This window comes from Microbacterium martis, from assembly GCF_047246685.1.
In the GTDB taxonomy this organism is placed as follows: domain Bacteria; phylum Actinomycetota; class Actinomycetes; order Actinomycetales; family Microbacteriaceae; genus Microbacterium.
Map to the genome: position 1 here is coordinate 526,058 of NZ_JBFOKT010000001.1, position 23,243 is coordinate 549,300.

The 23,243-nt window shown below is 71.9% G+C and carries 22 protein-coding genes; 11 read left to right on the plus strand and 11 right to left on the minus strand.

The window, feature by feature from the left end:
- Nucleotides 1-30: 30 nt before the first annotated feature.
- The 3 genes from AB3M90_RS02510 to AB3M90_RS02520 all read right to left on the minus strand — a co-directional run bounded on the left by AB3M90_RS02510 (nt 31) and on the right by AB3M90_RS02520 (nt 2,635).
- Nucleotides 31-681: an HAD-IA family hydrolase gene (locus tag AB3M90_RS02510; protein WP_412949735.1), complete on the minus strand. Its 651-nt coding sequence runs from the start codon at nt 679-681 to the stop codon at nt 31-33.
- 37 nt (nt 682-718) lie between these two features.
- Entirely contained in the window at nt 719-1,675 is a 957-nt protein-coding gene (locus AB3M90_RS02515; RefSeq protein ID WP_412949736.1) for an AraC-like ligand-binding domain-containing protein, read from the minus strand.
- 99 nt (nt 1,676-1,774) lie between these two features.
- Nucleotides 1,775-2,635 carry a MurR/RpiR family transcriptional regulator gene (locus AB3M90_RS02520; RefSeq protein WP_412949737.1) on the minus strand — a complete coding sequence of 287 codons (861 nt, stop codon included), beginning with the start codon at nt 2,633-2,635 and terminating at the stop codon, nt 1,775-1,777.
- A gap of 71 nt (nt 2,636-2,706) precedes the next feature.
- On the opposite strand from AB3M90_RS02520, the gene AB3M90_RS02525 reads away from it, so the two are divergent.
- Nucleotides 2,707-3,633 carry an N-acetylglucosamine kinase gene (locus AB3M90_RS02525; RefSeq protein WP_412949738.1) on the plus strand — a complete coding sequence of 309 codons (927 nt, stop codon included), beginning with the start codon at nt 2,707-2,709 and terminating at the stop codon, nt 3,631-3,633.
- Complete coding sequence (murQ, locus tag AB3M90_RS02530) at nt 3,623-4,612, plus strand: N-acetylmuramic acid 6-phosphate etherase (protein ID WP_412949739.1); 990 nt, start codon at nt 3,623-3,625, stop codon at nt 4,610-4,612. The genes AB3M90_RS02525 and murQ overlap by 11 nt, the downstream gene beginning before the upstream one ends.
- Before the next feature lie 14 nt (nt 4,613-4,626).
- Here murQ and AB3M90_RS02535 read toward each other — a convergent pair whose 3' ends face one another.
- Complete coding sequence (locus AB3M90_RS02535) at nt 4,627-6,615, minus strand: primary-amine oxidase (RefSeq protein ID WP_412949740.1); 1,989 nt, start codon at nt 6,613-6,615, stop codon at nt 4,627-4,629.
- Between the two features lie 105 nt (nt 6,616-6,720).
- Nucleotides 6,721-7,305 (minus strand): TetR/AcrR family transcriptional regulator, encoded by a 585-nt coding sequence (locus AB3M90_RS02540; RefSeq protein ID WP_412949742.1) that lies wholly within the window; start codon nt 7,303-7,305, stop codon nt 6,721-6,723.
- Nucleotides 7,306-7,392: 87 nt separating this feature from the next.
- Between AB3M90_RS02540 and AB3M90_RS02545 the strand changes: the two genes are divergently transcribed.
- Nucleotides 7,393-7,944, plus strand: coding sequence for a hypothetical protein (locus tag AB3M90_RS02545; protein ID WP_412949744.1), 552 nt, complete (start codon nt 7,393-7,395; stop codon nt 7,942-7,944).
- Between the two features lie 37 nt (nt 7,945-7,981).
- On the opposite strand, the gene AB3M90_RS02550 is transcribed toward AB3M90_RS02545, so the two are convergent.
- From AB3M90_RS02550 to AB3M90_RS02575, 6 genes are read right to left on the minus strand one after another with little or no spacing between them, the layout of a single operon-like run.
- Nucleotides 7,982-9,199, minus strand: a complete 1,218-nt coding sequence (locus AB3M90_RS02550; RefSeq protein ID WP_412949745.1) for a multidrug effflux MFS transporter — start codon at nt 9,197-9,199, stop codon at nt 7,982-7,984.
- Between the two features lie 10 nt (nt 9,200-9,209).
- Nucleotides 9,210-10,193: an alpha/beta hydrolase gene (locus tag AB3M90_RS02555; protein ID WP_412949746.1), complete on the minus strand. Its 984-nt coding sequence runs from the start codon at nt 10,191-10,193 to the stop codon at nt 9,210-9,212.
- Nucleotides 10,190-11,188, minus strand: a complete 999-nt coding sequence (locus tag AB3M90_RS02560; protein WP_412949747.1) for an alpha/beta hydrolase — start codon at nt 11,186-11,188, stop codon at nt 10,190-10,192. The genes AB3M90_RS02555 and AB3M90_RS02560 overlap by 4 nt, the downstream gene beginning before the upstream one ends.
- A 21-nt stretch (nt 11,189-11,209) precedes the next feature.
- Entirely contained in the window at nt 11,210-12,169 is a 960-nt protein-coding gene (locus AB3M90_RS02565; RefSeq protein WP_412949748.1) for an aldo/keto reductase, read from the minus strand.
- Between the two features lie 7 nt (nt 12,170-12,176).
- Entirely contained in the window at nt 12,177-13,277 is a 1,101-nt protein-coding gene (locus AB3M90_RS02570; protein ID WP_412949749.1) for a zinc-binding dehydrogenase, read from the minus strand.
- 32 nt (nt 13,278-13,309) lie between these two features.
- Nucleotides 13,310-14,047, minus strand: a complete 738-nt coding sequence (locus AB3M90_RS02575) for an SDR family NAD(P)-dependent oxidoreductase (protein WP_412949750.1) — start codon at nt 14,045-14,047, stop codon at nt 13,310-13,312.
- Between the two features lie 84 nt (nt 14,048-14,131).
- Between AB3M90_RS02575 and AB3M90_RS02580 the strand changes: the two genes are divergently transcribed.
- From AB3M90_RS02580 to AB3M90_RS02615, 8 genes are all read left to right on the plus strand, one after another.
- Nucleotides 14,132-15,085 carry an aldo/keto reductase gene (locus AB3M90_RS02580; protein ID WP_412949751.1) on the plus strand — a complete coding sequence of 318 codons (954 nt, stop codon included), beginning with the start codon at nt 14,132-14,134 and terminating at the stop codon, nt 15,083-15,085.
- Nucleotides 15,086-15,362: 277 nt separating this feature from the next.
- Nucleotides 15,363-16,892 carry an ABC transporter substrate-binding protein gene (locus AB3M90_RS02585; RefSeq protein WP_412949752.1) on the plus strand — a complete coding sequence of 510 codons (1,530 nt, stop codon included), beginning with the start codon at nt 15,363-15,365 and terminating at the stop codon, nt 16,890-16,892.
- Nucleotides 16,893-16,963: 71 nt separating this feature from the next.
- A complete protein-coding gene (locus AB3M90_RS02590) occupies nt 16,964-17,905 on the plus strand; it encodes an ABC transporter permease (RefSeq protein ID WP_412949753.1) in 942 nt (313 codons plus the stop codon).
- Nucleotides 17,902-19,785, plus strand: coding sequence for a dipeptide/oligopeptide/nickel ABC transporter permease/ATP-binding protein (locus AB3M90_RS02595; protein ID WP_412949754.1), 1,884 nt, complete (start codon nt 17,902-17,904; stop codon nt 19,783-19,785). Before AB3M90_RS02590 ends, AB3M90_RS02595 begins: the two co-directional genes overlap by 4 nt.
- On the plus strand, nt 19,782-20,627 hold the full coding sequence (locus AB3M90_RS02600) for an ATP-binding cassette domain-containing protein (RefSeq protein ID WP_412949755.1): 846 nt from the start codon (nt 19,782-19,784) through the stop codon (nt 20,625-20,627). Before AB3M90_RS02595 ends, AB3M90_RS02600 begins: the two co-directional genes overlap by 4 nt.
- A gap of 47 nt (nt 20,628-20,674) precedes the next feature.
- Nucleotides 20,675-21,262: a TetR/AcrR family transcriptional regulator gene (locus AB3M90_RS02605; RefSeq protein ID WP_412949756.1), complete on the plus strand. Its 588-nt coding sequence runs from the start codon at nt 20,675-20,677 to the stop codon at nt 21,260-21,262.
- Between the two features lie 34 nt (nt 21,263-21,296).
- A complete protein-coding gene (locus tag AB3M90_RS02610) occupies nt 21,297-22,055 on the plus strand; it encodes an alpha/beta fold hydrolase (RefSeq protein WP_412949757.1) in 759 nt (252 codons plus the stop codon).
- Between the two features lie 107 nt (nt 22,056-22,162).
- Entirely contained in the window at nt 22,163-23,152 is a 990-nt protein-coding gene (locus AB3M90_RS02615) for a methyltransferase domain-containing protein (RefSeq protein WP_412949758.1), read from the plus strand.
- Nucleotides 23,153-23,243: the final 91 nt, after the last annotated feature.

A 23,243-nucleotide genomic window follows, 5' to 3' on the forward strand; every position in this document is an offset into this window, starting at 1 on the left:
GACGACCGGTCGTGTATGCCCCGCGCCCGATCAGCCGATCTCGAGGGCGAAGCCGTCGGCCGTCGCGGTGATCGAGACCTGCCGCAGGTCGGCGACGGCGACCGTGGGCTCATGCGCGTGGGCGTGCGGTCCTACGCCGACGACCCGCATCCCCGCGGCGTGAGCCGCCTGGATGCCGGCGCCGGAGTCTTCGAAGACGACGCAGTCGGCCGGATCGATGCCGAGCAGTCGGGCACCGAGGAGGAATCCCTCGGGGTCGGGCTTCGACGCCGAGACGTTCTCGGCCGTCACGGCGATCGTCGGCACCGCGAGGGCGGCCGCTGTCATGCGGGCAGTCATCAGCGGCACGTTGGCCGAGGTCACGATCGCGTGCGGGTACGGCTGCAGCGCCTCGAGGAAGGCGGCGGCGCCGGGGATCTCGATGACGCCGTCGACATCGGCCGACTCGGTGGCGAGCATCTGCTCGTTCTCGCGCAGGTTGATGGCGTGATCGCGCTCGGGCAGCATGATGGCCATGCTCTGGTGCCCCTGACGCCCGTGCACCACGCTGAGCACGCGCTCGGGGGCGATGCCGTGCGGCTCGGCCCACTGGAGCCAGAGGCGCTCCACGACGGCGGTCGAGTCGACGAGGGTGCCGTCCATGTCGAGCAGGGCGGCGCGGGCGTGCAGAGTCCGGGTCACCCGTCCAGACTACGGGCGCAGGCCGCGGTGCAGCGTCTCAGTGGGCGGCGCGGTACTCGCTGGGCGAGATCCCGAACGCGCTCTTGAACGCGCGGCTGAAGTGCGCGGCGTCGACGAAGCCCCAGCGGGCGGCGATCGCGGCGACGGGCCGGTCGGCGAGCATGGGGTCGAGCAGGTCGCGACGGCACCGCTCGAGGCGGCGCGTGCGGATCCAGGTCGACACCGTCACGCCCTGCTCCTGGAACAGCCCGTGCAGGTGGCGGGTCGAGATGAAGTGAGCCGAGGCGATCGACGCCGGCCCGAGGTCGGTCGAGGCGAGGTTGCGGTCGATGTACGACCGGATGCGCTGCACGAGGGCGCGGTGCGGGTCGGCCGCGACGCCGTCGAGACCGAGCTCGCGGGTGAAGACTGTGGTGACGAGATCGAGTGCGCTGTGCGCGAGTCGTGCTCCGGTCGTGCCGGCGAGCTGGTCGAGGTTGCCGGCGAGCTGCGTGAGGTAGGGCACCACCATGCCCCCCAGGCCCTCCTGGCCCGAGATGCGCACGGCGGTGAGCTGGCCGATCATGTCGGGCGGGAGGCTGATCAGGTGCTTCGGGAACATCACCACCATCGTGCGGAAGTCCTCGTCGAACACGAGCGAGTACGGGCGATCGGTGTCGTACACCGCCAGATCGCCGGCGCGCAGCACCGCCTCGCGGTCGTCCTGGATGAGCAGACCGGTCCCCGCGAGCATGAGGCTGACCTTGAAGAACGAGCGGTCCCCGCGGGCGATGAGCTCGGGCGTGCGCTCGACCACGTGCGGTGTCGCCCGCACGTCGGTCACGTGGACCTCGTCGACGGCGGCGCCGCGGATCGTGCCGCGGAAGTGGTCGGGGCCGGCGCTCGAGACCTGCAGGGGGACGAACGACTCCGAGACGGCGGCGCGGAAGTCGCTGATGTTGCGCGCGACGAGCGTCGACACCGATTCGGCGGGGGCGGCGGGTGCACCGTTCATGACTGATCACCTCGGGCTGGTGGGAACGACGACGTTGTATACGATCCGTTCCGCGATCGTATCACCGCCGGGTCGGGAATGGCACGGCCGTGGCTCGGATCACTCGCCGCGCAGGGCGCGGGCGGCCTCCGCCGTGCGCTCGAGGGCGTGCACGGTGTGCGCGTGCCGCCGCCGCGCCACGCCGACGAAGAGGCAGTCGACGACCGCGAGCTGGGCGATGCGGCTCACCATCGCTCCGGCGCGCAGGCGCGGCTCCCTGGCGTGGGTGACGAGCGTCTGATCGGCGGCCTGGGCGAGCGGACTGCCGGGCGAGCCGGTGAGGGCGATCGTCGTCGTGCCGGCCGCGCGGGCTGCGAGAAGGAACCGCACGGTCTCGGCGGTCGTTCCGCTGTGCGAGACGCCGACGGCGACCGACCTCGTCGCCCCGAGTGCGGCCGCGGCGCTCGCCTCGTGCGCGTCGGAGAGCACGAGAGGGGTGCGGCCGATGCGCAGCAGCTTGTGCCCCAGGTCGTCGGCCACGAGCCGGCTCGCGCCGACGCCGAACAGCAGGATGCGGTCGGCGCCGTCGATCGCATCGATCGCTGTCTCGAGAGCGGTGTGGTCGAGCCGGCGCACGGTCTCCTCGATCGCGAGCGACTCGAGCGCGGCGATCTTCACCGTGGCCGCGCGAAGGGTGTCGCCGGCGGAGATCTCCGATCCGAAGCCGGACGACGCGCGCCGTTGCGCCGACTCCCGGCCGAGCTCGGTGGCGAGGGCGACGCGCAGCGCCGGGTATCCGGTGAGGCCGATCGCCCGGCAGAAGCGCACGACAGAGGCCACCGACGTGCCGCACGCGGCGGCGAGCTCGGAGATCGTGCTCGTCGTGACCGCATCGGGGTCGTCGATGACGGCGTGGGCGATGCGGGCGAGTGACGGGGGCAGCGTCTCGGCGGCGTTCGCGATCGTCGTCTGGATGCTCACGTCGTCCTCGCCTCTCTCGCCGATGATGAACAATTGTTTCACGGATGCTGCGCTGCGCGTAGGATATTTTCATGTCTCGTCCGCATCCGCATCCGGTCGTCGCCGTCGACCTCGGCAAGTCTCGCTGCCGTCTGCTCGTCGGCGAGGGACGCGGAGATACCCGCGAGGGCGTCGGGGCGCCGGGCCTGGCCGCGGAGGGCGGCGTGGAGGCGGCGCTCGCGGCGATCCGTCCCCTCCTCGGCGGGCTGGAGGGCCGCGTGTCCGCCGTCTCGGTGGGCGCCGCCGGCGCGTGGGCCGAGCCGGCGGCGGCATTCGAGCTCGCCCGCCGTCTCGCCGACAGCGCGGGTGCGCCGACCGCCGTCGCGTCGGACGTCGTGACCGCTCATGCCGGCGCGCTCGCCGGCGACGAGGGCGTTCTCCTGATCGCCGGAACTGGCGCGGCGGCTCTCGGGCTCGACGCCGAGGGCGCGCACCTCGTCGACGGGTGGGGTCCGGAGCTCGGCGACTTCGGCAGCGGGTCGTGGCTCGGCCGCGAAGCGCTGCGGAGCGTGCTGCGGGCCGCGGTCGGGCTCGCACCCGCGACGGCCCTCACCGAGGCCGTCGGCTCCCGCGTGGGAGATCCCGCGCGGATCCCCGCCTGGCTCGCCGTCGACGAGCCGCTCGCGCGCCGCCTCGGCACCCTCGCCCCACTCGTGCTCGATGTCGCGGCCGCCGGCGACGACGTCGCCGCCGACATCGTGGCCGAGGGCGTGCGCCTGCTCGCGGCATCCGCCTCCGCGGCGGCGCCGGCCTCCGCGGCATCCGCCGGGCGAGCCCCGGCCGTCGCCCTCCACGGCGGTCTCACCGATCACGTCTGGTTCCGCGCCCGGCTCGCCGCCGCGCTCGATGAGGCGGGATGCCGCGTCGTCAGCAGCCGCGGTGACGCGCTCGACGGCGCCCTGCTCCTGGCGCGCCGCACCGATCTTCCCCACGAAAGGTTCCTTCACCGTGCCGACTGACGACATCCGGCTCACCGCCCTGCTCGACGAGCTCTCCCGCCTCGACACCGAGGCCGTCACGGCCGAGCGGGGAGACCTCGACCTGCTCGACACACGCGAGCTGGTGCGACGGATGAACGCCGAAGACGCCCGCGTGCCCGAGGCCGTCGCCGCCCGCGGTGCCGAGATCGCAGCCGCGGTCGACGGCATCACCGAGCGGTTCCGCCGGGGCGGCCGTCTGATCTACCTCGGCGCCGGCACCGCCGGTCGCATCGGCGTGCTCGACGCCAGCGAGTGCCCGCCCACGTTCGGCACCGACCCATCGATGGTGGTCGGCCTCATCGCCGGAGGCGAGACGGCGATCCGGGCGGCGGTCGAGAACGCCGAAGACGATCAGGAGGCCGCCGCCGCCGCCCTGCGCGGGCTGCGGCTCACCGCCGACGACACGGTCGTCGGCATCTCGGCCTCCGGCCGCACCCCCTACGTCGTGGGCGGGCTGGAGTTCGCCCACCAGGCCGGAGCGCTGACCGTGGCCATCGCCTCGAACGCCGGGTCGGCCATCGGCGCCCTGGCCGACATCGCGATCGAGGTCGTGACCGGGCCGGAGTTCATCTCGGGCTCGACCCGTCTGAAATCCGGAACCGCGCAGAAGCTCGTCGTCAACATGCTCACGACCCTCTCGATGATCCGGCTCGGCAAGACCCATCGCGGCGTGATGGTCGACCTGCGGGCGACGAACGAGAAGCTGCACGCCCGCTCCCTCCGCACGGTCGTTCAGCTCGCGGGGGTCGACACCGCCGGTGCCGCGGCAGCGCTCGCCGCGGCATCCGGCTCGGTCAAACTCGCCCTGCTGATGCTCGCCACGGGTGCGCCGGCCGAGGAGGCGGCGTCGACGCTCGAGCGCGTCGGGGGCGTCCTGCGCGAGGCCATCGCCGCGCTCTCCGGCACCTCCGCGCTCTCCGACGCCTCCGCGACCTCCGGCACCTCCGGCATCTCCTGAGGGCGATCAGGCGGTCAGTGCCCGCAGGTGCAGGCGGCGCCGCCGCCGCAGCATCCGTCGCCCGAAGCCGCGCTGTGCGCCTGCGATGACGGCGGCACGTCCATCGCGGGATTCTGGTCGAGGAAGCCGTACGGCCTGAACGAGAACCCGGCGCGGTCGACCGGCATGATGGGCCAGTCCTCCGGTCGCGGGAAGTGCGTGAGCCCGAACGTGTGCCAGAGCACCATGTCCTCGCCGTCGATCGAGCGATCGCCCGCGGAGTACTCGGGCAGCCCCGAGCCGCCCTGGTGCGCGTTGGGGTAGCGCCCGGCCGGCCAGATCTGCCCCGGCTCGTGACGGGTGGCCCACAGATGCTTCGTCGCGAACGTGGCGCGGGCGGCGACCGACGATGCGGGGTCGGCCATCAGCAGCGCGGTCGGCTGCGGCACCAGGTGATAGGCGGTGGGGCGGCCGACGTGGTTGGTGCGGGAAGTGCTCTGGATCTCCCACACCCGGGCGACCGATGTGTCGGCCTCGCGCCGGGCGGCGAGCTCGGTGGGAAGGACGGTCTCCTTCCACGTGAACGCGTTGCCGAAGGGGTTGTCGGGCCCCATCGGCACGCGCTGCGCGTCGACCTCGACGAGCCGGTTGTCGTCGCCGTCGATCGCGACGTCGAGGCGGGCGCAGAACAGATGCTGGTGCACGGGCGCGAAGACGCCGGGGGCGAGCTCGGTCGCGTGCGGCTGGGGCACGCCCGGCTCGCCGGCACCGGCGAACACGATGCCCGTCGCCTTGGCCACCACCTCGATCGAGCCGTCGAGCGAGAAATACCAGTAGAACCCGTAGTCGTAGTTGCCGATCGTCGAGAAGTACGACACGACGAAGCGGCGCGATCGGCGCACATCGGCGCGGCCCGACAGGTCGGTGTGCTTCCAGAGGATGCCGTCGTCCTCCTCGTGCATGCAGATGACGTTCGGGATGCGCACCGGATGGCCGTGATCGTCGGCGACGTAGCCGTCGAGGTAGCGGATCACGCCCAGGCAGTCGCAGCCGAGCTCGAGGTGGTTGGCGTTCTTGCCCAGCAGGTACTCGCCCGCGTCGAAGTAGCTGATCCAGAATCGCCCCGGGGCGGTGTCGCCGTAGGGCACGACCATCTCGGGCACGCTGGCGCGGCTGAGCACCGAGCGCCCGCCGAACGAGACGTCGTGCAGCACCAGGCCTTCCCGCGCGTTGAATCCGACCCGCATCGACCAGCCCTCCCACTCGACGAGGGATCCGCTGACCGTGAAGCTCGGACCCTCGGGCTGGGTGATCTCGATCGGCTTGAGCGAGGTGCGGGCGTCGCCCTGCACCTCGGGGTAGTAGTTGCCGTGCCCGGCCGGCACCGCGACGTCTCCGGAGTCCTCGACGCGGATCACACTGTTCGTCGTCAGGTCGATGTGCACGATGAGGCCCTCGACGGGGTGCGCCCACGGGGAGTCGCGCTCGTCGTACTTCAGGAAGGTGAGGGAGCGGATGACCCGTCGCCCGACCTCGTCAGCCCGCCCCGTGTAGCCCGGGGCGAGCGGCGAGCAGAACGCGAGGTCGACGTGCTCGGCCAGGCCGCGACGGGTCATCGCCGCGCGCCATTCGGGCGAGGCCTTCGCGATCGCCTCGGCGCGCTCGTACTCCTCGAAGAGGTACTGCGGCTGTCCGTACGGCGGCGCATCGTTGGGCACGCGCATGCGGCTCACGACCTCGCCGCGCGTGAGGGAGACGATCACCTCGGTCGCGACGCCGGTGGCGATGTCGAGGAGGGTCACGTCGACGCGACGGTCGATCGGCGACCCGGGTCGCCACGCCGCGAGCTCGTCCTTCGTGGCTTCATCGGGAAGCAGCATCGGCACGCGCGTGGTCTCGGTCATCAGGCCGGCGGCCTGGAGCACCGCCCGTGCGGCGGCGATCTCCTCTCCGGTGAGCGGGTCGAGCGGATGCGGAACGGCGATCTTCTCGATGGAGACGGGCTGCGGGGAGTGGTGGGACATCGTCGACCTCACTATTTCGAGCGACTGCTCAATAAACGGGTTGGATCGATGGTACGACGGAACACCCCGACCTCACAAGACGAGGATCGTCGGCGGGCGATGCTCTCAGGCGCGCCAGGGGGAGAGGATGCCGTCGAGCACCGCGAGATGCGCAGACGGCGCCTGCGGCTCGGTGACCTCGACCACCTGCTGGCCGTAGGTCACCGACCGCAGGAGGGTGATGACGGCATCCTGCGGGGTGTCGGCGCGCAGCTCTCCGTCGTCGACCGCCTCGGCGATGGCGGCGCGGATGCTCTCCTGCCAGGTCGCGAGCGTCGGCGCGCCGGCATCCGGAGTGGAGGCGAGCGTCGCGAGGCGGCCCCAGAATCCCACGACGACGTGCGCCTCCGTGCGGGTGCGGTCGTCGACCGGCAGCACCTCGCGCATCAGCGCTCTCAGGCGAGCGAGTCCGTGCAGCCCCGTGGTCGCCTTGGCGATGCGTTCGTCGGTGCGGCGCGTGACCTCGGCGGCGGCGGCGCGCACGACGTCGTCGAACCCGTCGAAGTAGTGCCACAGCGATCCCGTGGCCACGCCGAGCTCCTTCGCGACAGCGCGCGACGACACGCTCTCGTGTCCGTCGCGGGCGGCGACGGTGAGCAGCGCGTCGGCGATCTGACGACGCCGCTCGTCGTGGTCGACGATGCGGGGCATCTGCCCATCTTGTCGCATCCGGACGCCGCCCCCGGGATCGATCGCCGGGGCTAGCTTTTTTGAGCGATCGATCAATATACTGCGAGCGTGGATCACGTCCTTCCCGCAGCGCCGTGGCTGATGGCGGCGGCCGCCCTCGTCTCGGCGGCCGCGTGCATCGCCGCGTGGCGTGCCGTGCCGTGGCAGGGGCGGCAGACCGCGCTCGTCATGGCGGCGGCGATGGTGCTGGTGGCCGTGACCGACGGAAACGCGACGACGGGTCTCGCGATCGGGGTCATCCTCGTGCTGTCGGCGATGCTCGGCACGATGGGCGTGCGCGGAAGGCCCTCGGCCGCGACCTGCTGCCACCGCGCGCTGGTCTCGCTCGTGATGGCCGTCTGCTCGTTCGAGAGCGCCTCCGTGGTCGGGGCCGCGGCGCAGGCCGGAGCCGCACCGGCGACTGTGGCCGGCCACGGAGCGCACGGCATGACCGGGATCCTCTCGGTGATGGTGATCGTCGGGGTGATCGCGGTTGTCCTCTGGACCGTCGTGGCGGAATGGATCGTCGCGCCGACGCACTCCGGCCGCACGGCGCGCCTGCTCGCGGTCGAGTCGTGGGCCATGGCGGCCGGCGTCGCCGTGATGTGCCTGGGGTTCTGAACTCGCTCGCTCTCCGTCGCGCCGGGCGTGTGCCCGCTCAGCCGGCCGCCGCGCCTCGCACGAACGCCCACGCGGCGATCGCGGCGACGGCCGCGGCGGCCGTCATCGTCACCGCCATGGTGAGCGCGGTGGTGCCGCCGATCCCCGCGGCGAGCGGGGCGAGCAGCGAGCCCAGGAAGTAGGTCGACATCCCCAGCAGAGCGGATGCCGTGCCGGCGCGCACGCCGTGATGGGCGAGCGCCAGGGTCTGTCCGTTCGGGCCGCCGATGCCGGCGCACAGCATGAACGCGACGAGGGCGACGACGACGCCCGAAACGCCCGTGCCGGACAGCGCCAGCACGAGGAAGACGAGCGTCGCGACCAGGGTGGCCGAGATGCCGCCGAGGTACACGCGCAGCGGGCCCCAGCGGCGCACGACGAGACGACTCGCCTGGCTTCCGGCGATGCTGGCCAGCGCGCCGCCGGCGAACGCGAGGCTGAACGACTGCGGGCTGAGCCCGAACTCCTCCTGCAGCACGAACGACGACATCGACAGGTAGCTGAAGAACGCGATGCCCCCGCCGGCGGCTGCGCAGAGCACCGCGACGAAGAGTCGATCCTGCACCACCGCGGCGGCATGACCGCCCAGGACGCGCAGACCTCCACCGTGCCGGTTCTCGGGGGTCAGCGTCTCCGGCAGCGCGAGCACGACCACCAGGAAGAGGCCGACGCCGATGACGCCGAGCACCCAGAAGATGCCGCGCCAGTCCATCACGCGTGCGAGCTGGCCCCCCACCACGGGGGCGATGATCGGCGCCGTGCCCGAGACGAGGAACAGCAGCGACAGCATCCGGGAGAGCTCCGCGCCCTCGAACTGGTCGCGGGCGACGGCGAGGCAGACCACGATGCCGGCCGATCCGGCGAGTCCCTGCAGGAAGCGCGTGAGCAGCAGGACCTCGATGCTCGGCGCGACCGCGCACAGCACCGACAGCACCGCGAAGGCGGCGACCCCGATCATGAGAGGCCAGCGGCGGCCGAAGCGGTCGCTCAGCGGCCCGGCCGCGAGCTGTCCGAGCCCGAGACCGATCATGCACGCCGACATCGTGGCCTGCCCCAGCGCCTCGGACGTGCCGAGAGAGGCCGCGAGCTGCGGCAGCTGCGGCAGGTACAGATCCATCGACAGCGGTCCGAAGGCCTCGAGCATGCCGAGCACGAGCATGGCGCGGAGCGTCCCCATGCGCGGTCGCGCCGGCTCGCCCGCGGCGGGGATGCTCACCGGCGCCCGCTCACGCGTCGAGGCGCAGCGTGCGCCGCAGCCAGCTCTCGCGCGCGGCGTTCGCGGCCTTCGAGACCTCGGCGTCGGGCGAGAAGCCGGCGAAGCCGTGATACCCGCCCGCCCACACGTGCAGCTCGGCCTGACCGCCGGTGGCCCAGATGCGCAGGGCGTAGTCGACGGCCTCGTCGCGGAACGTCTCGGCGGCGCCCACCTCGATGAACGCCGGCGCCAGACCCGAGAGGTCGCGGGCACGAGCCGGCGCGGCGGCGGCCGGCACCGCATCGGTGAATCGACGGTCGCCCAGGATCGCGTCCCACGCGGTGTCGTTGTTGTTCCTGTCCCACGCACCGAAGCCGTCGTACTGGCGCGCCGAGACGGTCGCGTTGCGGTCGTCGAGCATGGGGCAGCCGAGCAGCTGACCGGCCAGGCGTGGGCCGCCGCGGTCGCGGGCGAGCAGCGCGACGGCTGCCGAGAGCCCTCCGCCGGCGCTCATGCCGGAGGCGATGATGCGGTTCGCGTCGATGCCGAGCTCGTCGGCGTGCGCGGCCATCCACTCGAGGGCGGCGTAGCAGTCCTCGGCCTGAGCCGGTCCCGGGTGCTCGGGTGCCAGCCGGTACTCGACCGCGATGCCGACGATGCCGTGGCGCTCGGCCAGGTCGATGAGTTCGCCGGTGCCGAAGAACCGGGTCCCGAGCACCATGCCGCCGCCGTGGATCGACAGCACGGCGGGCGCCGGCGAGCCGGCCGCGACGGCGGGTCGCACGATGGTGATCTCGAGGTCGGGCGCCCCCTCGGGGCCGGGGATCACGCGGTCCTCCCACGCGACCCGCCGACCCTCCGCCTGCACGGTCAGGGGAGGGATGAGGCTCGCGAAGTGCTCGCGATTCGCGTGGATCGAGTCGGCGCGGAGCGGGATGACCTCGACCGCATCGACGAACGCGTCGAGACCGGCGACCAGTTCGGGGTCGTACGGGACGGGGGTCGGCGCGCTCACCGCGACGCCTTCCACACGCGCCGCAGCCATGAGGCGCGCGCCGCGAGGGCGGCGCGGCTGATCTCGGCGTCGGGCATGTACATGTCGAAGCCGTGCGCGCCGCCGCCCCACACGTGCAGCTCGGCCTGGCCGCCGGTGGCCCAGATGCGCAGGGCGTACTCCGTGTCCTCGTCGCGGAACGCCTCGGCCTCGCCCACCTCGATATAGGCCGGAGGCAGCCCGGAGACGTCGGTGGCACGCGACGGTGCCGCGTACGCCGGAGCATCGGTGCTGAACGCCAGCTCGTCGCCGAGCACGCACGACCACGCCAGCAGGTTCATATCGCGCTGCCAGGTGCCGATGCCGTCGTACTGGCGGCTGGCGACCGTGGTGTTGGTGTTGTCGATCATCGGGCAGAGCAGCAGCTGTCCCGCCATCCGCGGTCCGCGGCGGTCGCGCGCCATGAGGGCCACCGCCGCCGCGAGACCACCGCCCGCGCTGCCGCCGCCCACGACGATCCGCTCGGGGTCGACGCCCAGCTCGGCGGCGTGCGCGTGCAGCCACACGAAGGCGGCGTGGCAGTCCTCGACTCCCGCCGGGAACGGATTCTCGGGAGCGAGACGGTACTCGACGTTCACGCCGACGACCCGGTGCTCGTCGACGATGTCGACGACCCGGCCCGTCTCCCACGAGCGATGCCCCACGATCATGCCGCCGCCGTGGATGTTGAGGAAGGCCGGCCGTGCCTCGTGGGCGCTGCCGCGCGGCCGGAAGACCGTGATCTCGACATCGGGAGCCCCCGCCGGTCCGGGGATCAGGCGGTCCTCCCAGTCGATCGCGCGACCGGCGATGACCGCGTCGTTGTCGGGGAACATGCGGTCCGCGCCCTCGCGGGGGAGGGTCTCGCGGGTCAGCGCCGGCTGCGGGTTCTTCGCGAGCTCGTCGAGCACGGTCTGCACCTCGGGGTCGAACGGCACGGGGGTGACCGCGGGGCGGCCCAGGGCGGTGATGGTCATGATTCTCCTGAGGGATCGGATTCAGGGGCCCTCGGGATCGACCGCGTCGCGGTCGGCCCAGAACGGCTCGACGGCCCGGCGCAGCTCGTCCGCACCGATGCGGTCGACGAGAGCGGCGGCGTCGAGGTTGGCCCGCAGCTGCTCGACGCTCGACGCGCCGAACAGGGTGGTCGTGAGGGCGGGATGGGTCAGTGTGAACGCGAGGCCGAGCTGGGCGGGCGACACGTCGAGCGACGACGCCAGGGCCGAGAACGCGGGCACGTCGTCGATGATGCGCTCGCGGATGTCGCCGGGGTCGCGGCCGATCTGCCGATCGCTGACGACCTTGCCGGCGAGGACTCCGCCCTCCAGGCAATCGGAGGCCTGCAGGGTGAGGCCCTGCGGCCAGAGTCGGGCGAACGGCTCGCCGTCGGGGATCGACCGCCGCGAGACGCTGTACTTCAACTGCGCGATCTGCGGTCCGGCGACGCCTTCCGCCCCGGCGATGTCGATGAGCGTCTGGATGCTCGTCGCCGACCAGTTGTTCACGCCCCACGCCCGGATGAGCCCGGTATCGGCGAGGTTCGCGAGATCGACGACGAGGTCGCGCAGATCGAGGTCGTCGCGCCGCAGGTCGCCGAGGATGACGAGATCGGCGTGCTCGACGCCGACCCGCATCAGCGCGTTCTCGAGCTGGGGACGGAAGCCGTCGGCGCCGAACGCCTCGAGCCAGAGTTTCGACGACAGCAGCCATTCGTCGCGCCGCAGCCCCGCCGCGCGCACCATGGCCGAGAAGATCACGTCGGTGAAGACGGGCGGCATGCCGGGAGCGGTGTAGACGCCGACGTCGAAGAGGTTCACGCCGCGATCGACGGCTTCGCGCAGCATCCGCACGGCATCGGCGAAGTCCATCCGGTCGTAGGTGTGCCACGAGCCGAGGGAGAAGAGCGACGCGCGGATGCCGCTGCGTCCGATCTCGCGCTGGGGGAGGGGAGTGGTCATGGAATCCTCACAGTCTCGGGTCGATGACGGCCTTGACCTCATCGAGGTGGTGCATGCGGGCGATCTTCGTCGAGGCGTCGGCCAGGCCGACGGGCGCGCTGAAGAGGTCGTCCCAGGGGAACCGGTCGGCGAACGCCGCGAAGAAGTCGAGCGAACGGGCGTAGTCGGAGATGTCGCCGTTGAGCGAGCCGGTGACCGTGAGCTCCTTGCCCATGATCGTGCTGAGTCGAAAGCCGTCGCCGGCCGGACCGGTCGAGCCGACGATCACGACGGTTCCGCGCTGGGCGGCCATGCCGACCGCGTCCGGCCCGACGCTCGGCGCGCCGGCGAAGTCGAAGACGTGATCGGCCCCGCGACCTCCGGTGAGCTCGGCGACCTGCTCGACCACCGGCCCGTCGCGGAAGTCGACGACGGCGTCCGCGCCGAACCGGGCCGCGAGCGCGAGGCGGGAGGCCGGAGCGCCGACGGTGATCACGCGGCCCGCACCGGCGACGCGGGCGACCGCGGTGGCGAAGATGCCGAGGGCGCCGGCACCCTGCACGACCACCGTCTCGCCCGGGCGGATGCGGCCGCCGCGCTCGAACGCGCGCAGCACGGTCTTGGCCGCGCATCCCGCCATCGACGCCCAGGTGTCCTTCACCGAAGGCGGGAGCAGCAGCTTCGCGGCGCCGGGCGTGACATAGGCGTACTCGGAGAGGCCGGCCGTCGCGAACGGGGGCACGTCGGCGCGCTGCAGGAAGCCGTACCCGCGCCTCTCGCACGCCACGGGTTCGCGCAGGATGACGCAGCCGTGACACTGACCGCAGATCGACTCCGACCAGCCGATCCTGTCGCCGATCGAGAGCGGGCGCCCCAGGGCGTCGGCGGTTCCCGGGCCGAGGGCGACGACCTCGCCGACCATCTCGTGACCGAGCACCATCGGCAGCATGCCGGGAAAGGTCATCCGCCCCTCCCAGATCTCGATGTCGGTGCCGCACAGGGTCGTGCACGCGATGCGGACGAGGGCGGCGCCCGGTTCGATCTCGGACGGGAGCGGGAGGTCCTGCAGCGTCAGCGGCGAGCCGTGCTCGGTGAGCACCGCGGCGCGGGTGGCGGTGGGGAGGGTCATGGTGTCGTGGATCCTTCTGGGTCGGGGCGGGGTCAGATGAGGAGCTGTCCGCCGTCGACGGCGACGGACACCCCGGTGATGTGGCCGGCCGCCTCGCTCGCGAGGAACAGCACGAGCGGGGTGATCTGCTCGACCTCGGCGATGGCGCCGAGCGGGATGCGCGACTCCCAGGCGGCTCTGGCCTGCGGGTCGGTGGCGAAGGCGGCGGTGAGGGGCGTGAGGACCGGGCCGGGGGCGACGGCGTTGACGCGCACGCCGCGGCCGGCGAGCTCGATCGCGGCGGTGCGGGTGAGGGCGTCGACCGCCGCCTTGGTGGCCTCGTAGTGACCGAGGCCGGGAGTGGGCTGCCGAGCGCCGATCGACGAGATGTTCACGATGCTGCCGCGCCCGGCTTCGGCGAGCAGGCCGCCGAAGACGCGCAGCATCAGGAACGTGCCGCGCACGTTGACCCGCAGGGCCGCGTCGACCGCGGCGACGTCGACCTCCTGCAGAGTTCCGCCTCCGGCCACGACGCCGGCGTTGTTGACGAGCACGTCGAGGCCGCCGTCCGCCCGCACCCGGTCGGCGGCGGTGACGACCGACGCCTCGTCGCCGATGTCGAGGGGGAGGGCGGTGGCGCCGATGTCCGCGGCGACGGCGGCGGCGGCATCCGCGTTCACGTCGCCGATGACGACGTCGGCGCCGTCGGCGCGGAAGGCGGCGGCGATGGCGCGTCCGAGTCCGGAGGCGCCTCCGGTGACGAGCACACGGCGGGGGGTGGTGTCGATCATGTCGTCCTCACTGACGGGGCGGGGCTGCCTCCGTTATATTCTACAACCATAGAAAAACACAAGCCGATCGGAAGAGAGCTCCTGATGACCCGTCCCCGCCTGCCGCTGCATCCTGGTGGCGCTCCCGTGCCGCCGCTCGCCCTGGGATCCTGGAACACCTGGGATCGGATGCCGCACGCCGAGGCAGTCCGGATGATCGAGCGCGCCGTCGCACTCGATGCCGGCTTCTTCGACGTCGCGTACTACAACATGGGGCCGCATACCGAGAATTCGACGACGGACATCCGCTTCGGCCACGCCCTGCGCGAGAGCGGCGTCGCCCGGTCGGACATCGTGCTGTGCGGAAAGCTCTGGCTGTGGGATTGGCCGAACCAGGGCTTCCGTGCGCAGCTGATGGAGTCGCTCGACCGCGCCGGTCTCGACCGCTTCGACACGCTCGTCGTCGGCGACTATCTCGACGCGCCCGACATGCCGCGCCTCGTCGCCGATGTCAACGAGCTCATCGACGACGGGTTGGTGGGGTCATGGGGCATCAACAACTGGCGCATCGCGCAGACGCACGACGCTCTGTCGGAGGCGCGGGGGCGGGGGCTTCAGGGCCCGGGGTTCGCGCAGCTGAAGTACGGCATCGCCCGGCGTTCGATGGCGGAGGGCGACGCCTACGGTCCGCTGTTCGCCGACGGCACGCTGACGCTTCAGGCGTCCGACGTGTTCGAGGGCGGCATCCTGGCGACGGGCAGGCAGCCCCAGCGCAAGATCGGCGCCGATGTGGGCGGCATCCGGGAGCGGATCGCCGCGAGCTTCCCCGAGGTGGCGAGGATCGCCGCCGAATTCTCGGTGACGCCGGCGGCGCTCGGGATCGCCTTCTGCCTCACCCACCCCGCGACCGCCTCGGTGCTGTTCGGCGCCTCGCGGATCGAGCAGCTCGAGCAGAACCACGCTGCCCTCGCCCTCGCGCGCGACCACGGCGACGATCTCCGCGCCGCACTGGCCGGCCTCTGGGTCGATCGAGACGTGCGCGCCGACGGGGTGTGGTGAGGATCGACCCGGCGAGCCTGAGAACCCGCCGGCGGCGCACTCGACCTCGCCAGCGCGAGTCCGCTCCCGCACCCCACTGCGTCGAGATCTGCGCGCTCGGTCAAGTCGGGTGCGCCGGGAGACATGGCCCCGGCGAACGACGGGCGAAGACACCCTTGTGCTCTTTTTCCACGCATGTAGACTAAACAGCACGACACATCGAAGTGACGTCCGATCCGGTCTCCCGGTGAGCGGCCCTTCGACCTTCTTCACCACTCCCGCACCGAGAGAAGGAACCATGAAACGAATGCCCCTCGCGCTCGCCGCCGCCGTGGCCGCGACCCTCGCGCTCGCCGGCTGCAGCGGCGGCGCCGCTACGGACTCGTCCGGCGGCACCGGCGCCGAAGGCCCCGACTCCCTCGACATCGGGAACTTCCTCGACGTCACGTCGTGGGATCCGTCGCTCGCCGACATCGGCTTCGACGGGCCCTACCTGTCTGCGGTGTACGACGCCCTGATCGCCCTCGACGCCGACGGCGAGCCGATCCCGTCGCTGGCGACGCAGTGGACCGTCGCCGACGACGACCTCAGCATCGACCTCGACATCCGCACCGACGCCGTGTTCAGCGACGGCACCCCGGTCGACGTCGATGCCGTGGTCGCGAGCCTCGAGTACCTCAAGGCCGGCGCCCGATCCGGCGAGGCGTACACGAACGTCTCGGCGTTCGAGAAGGTCGACGACGACACCGTGCGCATCGTGCTCACGCAGCGCGACGACACGATCCTCTACTTCATGGGCCTGGGGCGGTCGTACATCGCCTCGCCGACCGCGATCGAGGCCGGCACGCTCGGCAGCACCCCGGTCGGCTCCGGCCCCTACGTGCTCGACAGCGCCACCAGCGTCGCCGGCGCCGAGTACCACTTCACCAAGACCGACGACCACTGGGACGCGAAGGCGTATCCCTTCACCGAGCTGGCGATCTTCCCGATCACCGACGCCACCGCCCGCCACAACGCCATGCTCAGCGGTCAGATCAACGTGCAGTACGGCGACGTGGCCAACCTCGAGCAGGCGGAGCAGCAGGGGTGGAACGTCGCCCAGCGCGTCTCCGGTTGGGCGGGACTCGTGATCACCGATCACACCGGCGGCAAGAGCGAGCCGCTCGGCAAGCTCGAGGTCCGGCAGGCCCTGAACTACGCGTTCGACGGCGCCGCGGTCCTCGCCGCCGTCGGCAACGGCGCGGGCGTCGCGACCAACCAGGTGTTCCCCGACGGCGGGCCGATCAACGACCCCGAGCTCAACGACGCCTACGCCTACGACGTCGACAAGGCCAAGCAGCTGCTGGCCGACGCGGGTTACCCCGACGGGTTCTCGATCTCGATGCCGATGTCTCCCATCTTCGAGATGTGGAAGCCCTCGGCCGAGCAGGCGCTGGGCGAGATCGGCATCACCGTCACCTGGGACAACATGCAGATGCCCGACTACCAGCTGAACGCGCCGAACTATCCGATGTTCATCTCCTTCCTGGCCATGGACGGGAACGACGTCGCCACGGTCGCCCGTCAGGTCACGAGCGTGCAGTGGTTCAACCCGAACCCCGACTACGCCGAGAACGAGGTCCTGGCTCCTCTCGTCGAGGAGGTGCAGACCGAGCGCGGCGAGGCCCAGACGGCGGCCGTCGCCGAGCTGAACGAGGCGCTCGTCGACCAGGCGTGGTGGTCGGTCTGGTACCAGGCCGACAACACGTACTTCACGGCGCCCGGCATCCAGCTGCAGCCGGTCGTCGGGATGATGTTCCCCACGCTCCGGTACATCACCAAGGGCTGACGCCCGCCGGGGCGACCGCACGACTCGGTCGCCCCGGCATCCCTCCCCTCCGTCCCCTCCGAGAGGTTCCCATGCTCCTGTTCACGGCGAAGCGCGTGCTCTCCGGCATCCTCCTGCTCTTCGCGGTCTCGATCGGCACCTTCTTCCTCGCCCATCTGGCCATCAGCGATCCGACCGCATCGCTGCTCGGCACGACCGCGAGCCCGGCGCAGCAGCAGGCCCTCGCCGAGAAGATCGGCATCGACCGCCCGCTCCTCGTCCAGTTCGGCGAGTGGCTGTCGCACGCCGTGCTGCTCGACTTCGGCGTCTCGTGGCGCAACTTCCAGCCCGTCTCGGCGCAGCTCGCCCTCAAGGTCCCCGTCACCCTCTCGGTGGTGACGTTCGCCACGCTCATCACCGCCGTCGTCGGCGTGGCCTTCGGGATGATCACCGGGCTGCGCCCCGGCACCTGGTTCGATCGGGTCATCAAGGGCGTCTCGGTCGTGCTGTTCGCGCTTCCGGGCTTCTGGGTCAGTCTGGTGCTGGTGATGTGGCTCGCCGTGCAGCTGAAGTGGTTCCCCGCCGTCGGCTACGTGGCCCCGACGCAGTCGGTCGAGGGCTGGTTGCGATCGATCACGCTGCCGGCCGTTTCGCTCGCGCTCGGCGGCATCGTGGCCGTCTCCGAGCAGCTGCGCAACGCGGTCATCGCGCAGAGCCGTCAGGACTGGGTGCGCACCCTCCGCAGCCGCGGGCTCTCGCCCGGTCGCGTGAACCTGCACATCCTGCGCAACGCGTCTCCCGCCGCGCTCACGGTGATCGCGCTCATGTTCGTCGGCCTGCTCTCCGGCGCCATCGTGGTCGAGCAGATCTTCAACCTCCCGGGTCTCGGTCAGCTCACCAACCAGTCCTCGCAGAACGGCGACATCCCGATGCTCCTGGGCATCACGGTCGTATCGATCGTCTTCGTCGTCCTCATCAATCTCCTGCTCGACCTCGTGCTCGGCTGGATCAACCCGAAGGTGCGCGTCGCATGACCACGACAGACATCCGCGTCGCTTTCGACCGGGCGGCGCAGAAACGCCGTTCGAGCCTGTTCCGACGCTTCCTCCGCCATCCGGGGGGATTCATCCCGCTGGCGATCTTCGCCGTGATCGTCCTCGTCGGCGTCTTCGCGCCGCTGCTCGCGCCCATGGACCCCAACCTCGTCGACCTGGCGGCCGCCAAGGCGCCTCCGGGCCCCGAGCACATCCTGGGCGGAGACTCCACCGGCCGCGACATCCTCTCCCGCCTGATCCACGGCACGCGCACCACCCTGTGGGGCGCGCTGGTCACCATCGTCACCGCGCTGGTCGTCGGCGTTCCCTCCGGCGTGGCCGCGGGATACTTCGGCGGCGCGTTCGACCGCGTGGCGACCTGGATCAGCGACGCCCTCCAGTCGATCCCGGGCATGATCATCCTGCTGGTGGTCGCCGCCGGGAGCCGCAACAACTTCGAGCTCCTCATGGTCACGGTCGGGATCTTCATGGTGCCGGGCTACTTCCGCATCTCGCGGTCGCAGACGCTCGCCGTGCGCGCCGAGCCGTACCTCGACGCCGCGCGCGTGTCGGGCCTCTCCGATGCCCGCATCGTCTCGCGCCACGTGCTCCGCGCCGTGTATCCGCCGGTCATCATCCAGACCGCGCTCACCGCCGGCATCGCCATGGGCATGCAGGCCGGGCTGCAGTTCCTCGGCATCGGCGACTCGAACGTGCCCAGCTGGGGCGCCATGATGCTCGAGGGCTTCCGCCTCATGCTCACGTACCCGCTCATGCTGCTGTGGCCCTCGGCCGCGCTCGGGCTGACGATCGCCGTCCTCGCGATCATGGGGTCGACCCTCGCCGAGCTCGTGCAGGTGCGCACGCCGCGCGTGCGCCGGAGGAGACGAGCGGATGCCGCGACCGCCGCGGCCGCACCGGCTGCACCGACCCCGGCCCCACCGGCCGCGCCGGCGACCCCGGCCGCGACCGCGACCGCGGCCGTGACCCCGACCCCGACCGCCACCCCGACTCCGGCCGCGCCGGAGACCGTCCCGGCGCTGCGGGTCGAGAACCTCCGGGTCATTCACGCGACCCCGAACGGCGAGACCGAGGTCGTGCACGGCGTGACGTTCGACGTCGCTCCGGGCGAGGTCGTGGGCATCGTGGGCGAGTCGGGGTCGGGCAAGTCGCAGACGGTGTTCTCGGTGCTCGACCTGCTGCCCTCCACGGGACGCTCGGTCGCCGACGAGATCAGGGTCGGAGGCGCCGATGCCGGCCGCTCCACCGCGCGTCAGCGGCAGGCCCTGCTCGGCCGCCGGATCGGCTACGTGCCGCAGGAGCCGATGAGCAACCTCGACCCGTCGTACACGATCGGCCAGCAGCTCGTCGAGCCGCTCCGGCGCACGCACGGACTCAGCGCCGCCGCCGCACGGGAACGCGCCCGCTCGATGCTGCTGCGCGTCGGAATGGCCGATCCCGACCGGGTGATGCGCAGCTACCCGCATCAGGTGTCGGGAGGCATGGCGCAGCGGGTGCTCATCGCCGGCGCGATCGCCGGGAAGCCGTCGCTCCTGGTCGCCGACGAGCCCACGACGGCGCTCGACGTCACCGTGCAGGCCGAGGTGCTCGAGCTGCTTCGCGAGCTGCAGGCCGAGTACGGCATGGCTCTGCTCATCGTGACGCACAACTTCGGGGTCGTCGCCGACATCTGCGACCGGGTCATCGTGATGCGCGGAGGCGAGATCGTCGAGACGGGCGCCGTCGACGAGCTGTTCGCGGCGCCGCGCGAGGCGTACACCCGCGAGCTCATCGCCGCCTCGCTCGACGACGTCGAGGGGCGCGCCGAGCTCGACCGCGCGACCACGCCCGGCGCCAGGAAGACGGAGGTCCCCGCATGAGCGCACGGCAGACACCGCTGCTCGAGGTGGACGATCTGGTCGTCGAGTACGGGCACGGCCGCAAGGCCTTCCGGGCCCTGCACGGCGTCTCGCTCGACATCGCCCCCGGCGAATGCCTCGGCCTGGTCGGCGAGTCGGGGTCGGGCAAGTCGACCCTCGGCAAGGCCGTCCTCGGCCTCGCCCCCGTCGCCTCCGGCAGCATCCGCTTCGACGGCAGGGAGATCAGCCGGCTCGGCGCCCGCGCCCGTCGCTCCCTCGCCGATGACGTGCAGGTGGTGTTCCAAGACCCGTACGGCTCGCTGAACCCGGCGATGACGATCGGCGACATCCTCTCCGAACCCCTGCTGACGACGGGGATCGGCGCCCGAGCCGCCCAGGCGACGGTGCGCGAGATGCTCGACCGCGTGCGCCTGCCCGAGACGGCCATGGACCGCTACCCGAGCGAGTTCTCCGGCGGGCAGCGGCAGCGCGTCGCGATCGCGCGGGCGCTGGTGCGCGGTCCGCGGCTGATCATCTGCGACGAACCGGTGAGCGCGCTCGACCTCACCACGCAGGCCGCGATCCTCGACCTCTTCATCGAGCTGCAGCGCGATACCGGCGTCGCCTATCTGTTCGTGTCGCACGACCTGGGCGTGGTGCGTCGGGTGTGCCATCGCGTCGCGGTGATGTATCGCGGCGAGTTGGTCGAGATCGGCGAGGGGGAGCAGGTCACCCGCGCGCCCCGGCATCCGTACTCCGAGCGCCTGCGCCTCGCCTCGCCCGTCGCCGACCCGGCCGCCCAGCGCGAGCGACGCGCTCAGTGGCTCGCTCTGCGGGAGGTGCGCGATGCGGCGGTACGGTAGCTGCAGGCCATCTCGGGCGGCCGACCGAGACCTGCCGGAAGGACTCCATGCCGAAGATCATCGACCACGATCAGCGTCGACGCGACATCGTCGAGGTGGCCAAGCGCATCATCCTCAAGGGAGGGTTCGAGGCGGCGACCATGCGCAGCATCGCGGCCGAGGCGGGCTTCGCGAACGGCGCGCTGAAGCACTACTTCCCGGGCAAGGAGAGCATCGTCGCGGCGACCTTCGAAGCGGTGCTGCTCGAGCACGACACCTGGCTGCAGCAGTCGATCTCGGAGGGCACGACCGCCGACGAGATGCTGCGGCAGGTGCTCGAGGGCACACTGCCGAGCGGTGCCGACGAGATCGCCAGCGGGCGTGTGCTGCTGGCGCTGTGGGAGTACGCGATGTCGAACGAGGCGCTCACCGAGCTCTACCGCACGCACCTCGGCCGCTGGCGCGCGATGCTCGTGACCCGCATGGAGGCCGCCCGCGACGCGGGAGCGATCCGCGATCAGGACTACGGACCCCTGGCCGACGAGTTCATCTCGGTGGCCGTCGGCGCGACGGTCATCAACCTCATGCATCCCGACGGCGAGCGGCTCGCCGGCTACCGGGACTACATCGACCGCTTCCTGGCGCGACTCCGCTGACCGCGGCGCGCCCGATCCGAGAGGACGGCGCGTCATGACGTCATCCCCCTCCGTCATCCGCCGCCCCGGCGTCGGGCGTCCGGTCGTGTTCCTGCACGGTTTCGCCTCGTCGGGGGCCCAGGACTGGCCGGATGCCGAGTGGGCGGCCGTGCTAGACGGGCGTCCGCGTCTGATCGTCGACCTCCCCGGTCACGGCGGCAGCGCATCGCCCGGCATCACCACGACCTCCGCCGTCGTCGACGCGCTGGCGGATGCGATCGCGGAGGCCGTGGCCGCAGTGACGGCCGACGCCGGGGCGGCGGTCGGCGGCGAGGGCGGCGGAATCGCGGAGATCGACCTCGTCGGGTACAGCCTCGGCGCGCGGCTCGCGTGGGATCTGGCGCAGCATCCGCTCCTCCGCGTCCGGCGGCTCGTCCTCGGCGGGCTGAGCGCCGCGGAGCCCTTCGCGTTCGTCGACGTGGCGGCGGCTCGCGAGGCGCTTCGCGGCGGGGCGGCGCCGGCCGACCCGCTCACGGCAATGATCCTGCAGCTCGCGTCGGTTCCGGGCAATCGCCCCGACGCGCTGCTCGATCTGGTGGAGGGGATGGCGACCGCGCCGTTCGACCCGCAGTCGAGGCCGCCGGCCGTGCCCACCCTGCTGATCGGCGGTGCCGACGACGACATGTTCGACGGAGCCGATCGCCTCGTCGGACTGCTCGCCGACGGGCGCGTGCTGCGGGTGTCGGGCGACCATCGGAGCGCTCTGCACGGTGCCGACTTCCGCGCCGCCGTGCGCGATTTCGTGTCGGACTGACCCGTGTGGATCGCGCACCCGGGCCTCATGCCCGCTTATAATCCTACAAACGTAGAAATTCCGTCTCCGCCCGCGCACGCCGCGCCCCTCGAAGAAAGGCCGTCGCCATGACCGCACCCACCCTTCCCGATGCCGCGCGCATCCTCGACCTCGCCACGGGCTACATGGTGTCGCAGCAGCTCTTCCAGGCCAGTCGCATCGGGCTGTTCGCCGCCGTGGCGGACGGCGCCGACACGGTCACGGCAATCGCCGAGCGCTGCGGGATCGGCGAACGGATCGCCCGCATCCTCGCCGACGCCATGGCTTCCCAGGGACTCCTCGGTCGAACGGACGGACGCTACACCGTCGCGCCCGACGCCGAGGCCTATCTCACCGGCGGGGCATCGGCGCTCGACCTCGCCCCGTTCCTCACCTTCCTGAGCGAGATCAGCTATCCGCACTGGCTGCAGTTCGCCCGGACCGTCGACACCACCGAGCCAGGCGACCTGCAGATGGACGACGCGCGCTGGGCGACCTTCATGGCCGGCGTGATGACGTACAACCGGCTGCACGCACAGGAGTTCGGCCGTGCCATCGACCTCGCCGGTGCGCGGAGGGCGCTCGACTTCGGCGGGCTGTCCGCCGAGTTCGCGCTCGCCGTCATGGCGCGCAATCCCGAGCTGCACACGACGTTCGCCTACGCGCCGGGCTTCGACGACGGCATCGCCGAGGCGGTCGAGGCCGCAGGGCTCGCCGGGCGGTCGACCGTCGAGCCGACCGACACCGCGACGGGAGCACCCGAGGGCCCGTACGACCTGGTGTTCGCGAACCACGTGATCCACCGCTTCGGCGCCGAGGAGAACGCGGCCATCTTCCGCCGCCTTCGCGCGGCGGCGGAGCCGGGCGCCACACTGACGGTGCTCGACTTCTTCCTCGACGACGACGCGGAGCAGCGCGGCATCGACGCCCTGCACGCGGGGGAGTACCTCGTTATCGACGGCACGATCGTCTATCCCGAGTCGGAGGTCCGCAGCTGGCTCGCCGAGGCCGGGTGGGAGGTCCGCGAGAAGGTGGCCCTGCCCGGCAGCCCGCGGGTGCTCGTCGCCACCGCGGTGTGAGATCCGGCCGCGGCGCACTCCGACGGCGCCGCGGCCGGTGCCGGTCCGAGGGGGACCGGCGGAGGGCGGCATGCGTGAACATGCCGCCCTC